This window comes from Oleiphilus sp. HI0132 (genome assembly GCF_001635845.1).
In genome coordinates, this window is record NZ_LWGJ01000669.1 from 1 (window position 1) to 782 (window position 782).

The 782-nt window shown below is 45.5% G+C and carries 2 protein-coding genes; one reads left to right on the forward strand and one right to left on the reverse strand.

Annotated elements, in window-relative coordinates; all coding sequences use genetic code 11:
- On the reverse strand, window positions 1-545 hold a 545-nt coding region (locus A3766_RS08065; protein ID WP_197479431.1), incomplete at its 3' end, for an arylesterase.
- Here A3766_RS08065 and A3766_RS08070 point away from each other — a divergent pair.
- The coding region (locus tag A3766_RS08070) for an ATP-binding cassette domain-containing protein (RefSeq protein ID WP_156508779.1) at window positions 525-782 on the forward strand (258 nt) is incomplete at its 3' end. The genes A3766_RS08065 and A3766_RS08070 overlap by 21 nt on opposite strands.

Sequence of the window (782 nt, forward strand, 5' to 3'; positions counted from 1 at the left end):
AAGGCTTTGGTATAACGGTCACCATAGTTAGGCGGTATCTGCATGCCTAGCAATATTACTTGGGCTCCAGCCTCTTGTGACATCACAGCCATCGCTTCTAGGTTATTACGAATCTGCCTAACCGGGGTTCCTCGTAAACCATCGTTTCCGCCAAGTTCAATAATGACGATAACGGGCTGATGAGTTGATAAGGCCTTACCTAAACGATAACGGCCACCGGTAGTGGTATCACCGCTGATACTTGCATTGATCACGCGATAGTTATCGCCCAGCTCACGCTGCATCAGCGCTACCCAGCCCTTACTCTTATCCAAACCAAAGGCCGCGCTAATACTGTCACCCACCACTAGAATGCTTGCAGCCTTTTGAACTGGAACAGTATTTTTTACCGGTAACGGTTTTTCTATTTCCGCCGCATACGTTAAGCTGCTTAGTAGAAGCAGGCAGCCAATAATAAAATAACGACCTAGCTGCATGTGCATCGCAAACCCCATTCTGTTTAGACAACTATTTTGTGATTGAATATGCCTGAAAATAGCACTCAAGAAAATCTCCTACTGAAACTCAATAATGTATGTAAGTCGGTCAATACCGGTTCAGAACAGCTTGATATCTTGCAAGGCATTCAACTTGAAATCAAGCAAGGAGAATCTGTCGCCATCGTTGGCGCGTCAGGTAGCGGCAAATCAACAATGCTAGGAATTATGGCCGGGCTTGATGAAAGTTCATCAGGCGAAGTCTACCTCTTGGGCGAAGCATTACACCAGTTAAATGAAGATCAA